Raw genomic sequence first — 4,317 nt, 5'->3', positions numbered from 1 at the left:
CTTGTTCTTTTCAGTAACTAAATAGCCACGTTTCTTTAACACTTCTAGCACATTAGCCCGGGTCGCACTTGTCCCAATGCCTTGCACGTCTTTGAGAATTGCTTGGGCTGCTTCATCATCAAGTGTTTTACCGGCCGTCTTCATGGCTGTGATTAATGTCCCTTCGGTAAACGGTACTGGTGGGGGCGTTTCTTTTTGCGGTGTTTGCAGATTCGCTGGAACTTGGTCGCCTTGGTGAACGAGCGGTAGGGTGGCTGCCTCTTGCTGGTCGGCTTTGTGATCATCAAATAAAGCTTGCCAACCTTGCTTAGTTGGGACCTTACCCGTCGCTTTAAAATTGGTGTCGCCAACCTGAGTGATAATGGTGGTTTCTTCGTACTCGTACGGGTCAGCAAACATCGCTAACGTCGTCCTTAAAACCAGGTCATAGACTTGTTGCTGTAATTTAGGCAAGCTGGCTAGTTTCTCTTTCGTCGGCACGACTTTAGTCATAATAATGGCATAGTGTTCTTCAACTTTTTTCCCATTAACATAACGCTTATTTGGCGTGGTATTGGTTAAAGCGACTGGCTTAGAGACCAAACCCAGATACTTCGTCAGATTAGCCACTAAATAATCAAATTCTTCATCAGTGATATAAGCACAATCCGTTCGGGGATAACTCAGCAACTTGGCTTCATATAAACTTTGAATGGCCGCTAAGGTTTGACTGGCACTGGCGTGATACCGTTTATTCATGGCACTTTGGAGACTGGATAGTGAGAATAGTTGGGGACTAGCACGCTTTTTGCCTTGTTTTTGGACGTCCTTGATTACACCGTCCTGTGAGCCCTTCTGAACGTTTTTAGCTTGCATGAATGCTAGTAGACCTTTTTCATCTTTAAAGCGCTGATAGGGGTCCAATTTTGCGACGAATTTTTGCTGATTGGCTAAAATTTCAGCATTTAGTTCAAAATAGGGTTCCGGCTTAAAGTTTTTGATTGCCTGGTCTCTTTGATAGACCATATACAAGGTTGGCGTCTGCACGCGACCAATTGAGTATACCCCGCGTACCCCGTTTTGTCTTAATAACAAAGTATATAAGGGACTACCATTCATACCGATCAACCAATCACTAATTTGACGGGTTTGGGCTTCTTTATAAGCCAAATAGTCTTTGTGCCAGTCACCAAGATTTTTAAAGCCGGTAATAATGGCGTCTTTTTCCAAACTATTCAGCCATAGACGCTTAATGGTCTTCTTTTTAACGTCAATCTGGGCTTGGCTCATGATCGACCAGGCAATATTAGAACCCTCTCTGCCACTATCGGTGGCAACAATAATGGTATCGGCCTTCGTTAACAGGTCTTTGACGACCTTGAATTGATCTTTTTTACTAGCTGACACCACAAACTTGTATTTGTTGGGGAAAATCGGTAAATTAGATAGGGCCCATTGCTGATATTTCTGATCATATTTATCCGGTGTGGCTAGTTCAACTAAATGTCCGAGACCATACGTGACAAGCGTATTATCGGGCAAAACAGGGTCACTAACCGTATAGTAACCCTGTTTTTTTGTGCTCTTTTGAAAGGCTTGGACGTATGAACGGGCTTGACTGGGTTTTTCAGCTAAGATAACAGTGGTCATGTTCGTTCACTCCTTATGATTCAGCTTTTGTTCTAATTCTGTTTTGCCTTGTTCAGCCGCTTTTAACCAGGTTTAACGGTGCATTTTTTATTCCGATTACAAGTGCATGCCCCCATCTTCATGCCGGTTTCGAGTTTGGTGTTGCCGTTGCTTTTTCGTCATTTCCCACTCAGTCTCCTTTAAACCTTGCGCCTGTTTTTGCCGTTGGTAATCTTCATCACGGGCATATAGGGCGGTCATGATTGCGTTACTAAAGGCCGTCTTTAAGTAATAGTCTGGACTAACTGGCTTGTAGTTCAGTGGTTGATAATGTCCGATATTTGCTTTTCTGTACTGGTCGTCCTTGGCTTGTTGCCTTTTAACTGTTTTTGGATTTTCTCAATCTGACTGTTCTTAATCGTTGGATCGACTTTACATTCACCTAAAAAGAGTTGTTTAGTGCCGTCATGCTTTAAAACTCGTTGTAAGTTATGATTTTCTAACTGATCTAAGCTAAGCTGCCCCGACAAATAAGCTAACCCTAATTGATGTTCTTGGGTACTGAAAACCTGTGGTGGATTTGCTTGCCACTGTTCAATCGTTTCGGCCTGACATGGCTTTAAAACAGGATCATAGTACATTACGGCTGTATAGGCTTGTTCCTGTTTAATCAATGGCAATCCATCTAAATCACCTTTGGGAAAGGCTCTTTTCAATACTTCATGGTATTGCGTTTGAATGACTTGCTTAACGGCCATGATTGTCCGTAGGTCTTTGACTGCTCGAGTAATCTTTTGCTGTTCTGCTGGTGAATACTTTTCTAGTAACCCTTGATCGACGTGTTCCAGGCTTTCTAAGCTATCAGAGTGGATCATTAGCGTATATTTCAGATCAATTTTGGCCTCTTTTTCTTGTTGCATTAATAACTTAAAACCAACGTATGGTCGCTTGGTAAAGGTCAATAATTGCTGGGTCAATAAATCATCACGAATATTCATTAAACGTTCGTTTAATTCACTGCCTTTGAAAACTGTTTGCTCGCTTTCGGTTTCCTTAATTAATTCTCGTCTTTCAGCTTGTGTGGTCTGTTCAAAATTAAGCTCTGGATAAAGTTTTTTCGTAGTACGATCGACCACTTTATTTAAGAGTTCATCTGCCTTTTTTAATGAGCTTTCTTGTTGGTTAATTGTCAATAATTGTTTATTCACATCTTCACCAACCGCATGTTTAATTAAGGTGCTGTTTTTCCAATTAAATAGCATGCGCCGCTTATCATCTAAGTTCTCCAAACTGATATAAGTTTTCAGTTCATGGCTTAACTCTTTAACTACCCGTTTTTCATTAAACGAGAGGTGTTTACTTAGGCTATCTAAATGACCTCTATTGATTACTTTTTCTTGGTTATTTTTATAACTGGCTTTGGCCTTGCGATAGTCCTTAACTTGTTGGTTAAATTCTTTTCTTTCATGCCGCTTACTATTGATTCCCTCATGTTGCATTGGGGTATCATCTATTCCCTCCTCGATAAATGATTTTTCGCTGATCCGCTCGGGAATATTTTTTTGCTCTAAAACCTGATTGACACTAACCGCCCAATTGTGCCGCCATTCAGTTATTTTTTCTTTTTTATCCCAATCAACTAGCCACACCTTTCTTGATCTTGGAAAACGACTATTCCCTGTATAAGTCTTGTTCCCATTTTCATCTAATATATTTTCTCTTTTACTTTTCAATCCCCATGTTCCGTCTGGATTAAATGGACGATTAGTTAGCATAACATGAGCGTGCGGATTATCTAGGTGATCTCTATGAATTGCTACGTCGGCAACCATACCCTCATCAACAAAATTTTCTTGTACATATTTTGTCAATAATTCTTTCTGTTCATCTTCACTTAATTCAACTGGTAAAGCCACGTTAAACTCTTTTGCATAGCGTGAATTTACTCGCCGATCTTTTCTTTCGACTTCATTCCATAATTTCTCTCTATCACTCGCCCATTCTGGCGCATTCTTTGGTGTTAAAATAAAGCTTTCCGGCATGACTGACCGAGCATAAAAATAGCTTCGACCTTCTTTTTGATCGAATAACTTTTCACCACTTCGATAAGCAGCTCCAGCAATTGCGCTTCTTCCTTTTCCAGCACTAATATTTTGAAAACTCATGTGAAAAATTGCCATGCTGATCGCCACCTTTCTTTGGGTTTATGGGTTTGCTTTTGTTGTCGCCAACGGCGACTTCTGATACAAGGGTTTAGCACAATAACACAACCAACTTTAGTTGTTGTGTATAAGTGCGCATTGACCTCGTTTCACTCAGTCTGTTGATTCTCCTGAATTTACTTTTAGTGTATGCCTTCCTCTTCGCTATTTCAACTTTTATACTTTGACTTAACGTTTCCTATATGATATAGTTCGGTGATTATTTCTAATATGATTGGAGGGATCGTTATGTCTCAAAGTAACTTAGAAAAACAAGAAGCTAAATTAAAAGCCCTTAATCAAAAAATTAAGGACGAAAAAAATAAGATTGAACAACGGCTAGGTAAACAAATCATCAGTCAAGCCAATTTAGATTATGCTAATTTGTCTAACGATCAGATTAAGCTTTTAGCTAAGCAATTTTCTGAATTTTTAAAGGTAAAGTCCGTAGATCATTAGCCATACGAGATGGGGAAATTCTATGTCTAATCAATATGAAAAACTAGTC

The 4,317-nt window shown here is 39.9% G+C and carries 2 protein-coding genes and 1 pseudogene; 1 reads left to right on the top strand and 2 read right to left on the bottom strand.

Going from position 1 to position 4,317, the window contains the following annotated elements; genetic code table 11:
* The coding region (gene topB, locus JCM2765_RS16115) for a DNA topoisomerase III (RefSeq protein WP_054737556.1) at positions 1 to 1,629 on the bottom strand (1,629 nt) is incomplete at its 3' end.
* A gap of 96 nt (positions 1,630 to 1,725) precedes the next feature.
* Positions 1,726 to 3,788 (bottom strand): annotated as a pseudogene (gene mobQ, locus JCM2765_RS16110) (MobQ family relaxase).
* A gap of 252 nt (positions 3,789 to 4,040) precedes the next feature.
* On the opposite strand from mobQ, the gene JCM2765_RS16105 reads away from it, so the two are divergent.
* Positions 4,041 to 4,268, top strand: coding sequence for a hypothetical protein (locus JCM2765_RS16105; RefSeq protein ID WP_003555660.1), 228 nt, complete (start codon positions 4,041 to 4,043; stop codon positions 4,266 to 4,268).
* Positions 4,269 to 4,317 lie beyond the last annotated feature (49 nt).

The sequence above is a fragment of the Secundilactobacillus similis DSM 23365 = JCM 2765 genome (genome assembly GCF_001311075.1).
GTDB lineage: Bacteria > Bacillota > Bacilli > Lactobacillales > Lactobacillaceae > Secundilactobacillus > Secundilactobacillus similis.
The sequence above is the reverse complement of the archived record's forward strand: the minus strand, read 5'-3'. Positions and strand labels throughout refer to the sequence as shown.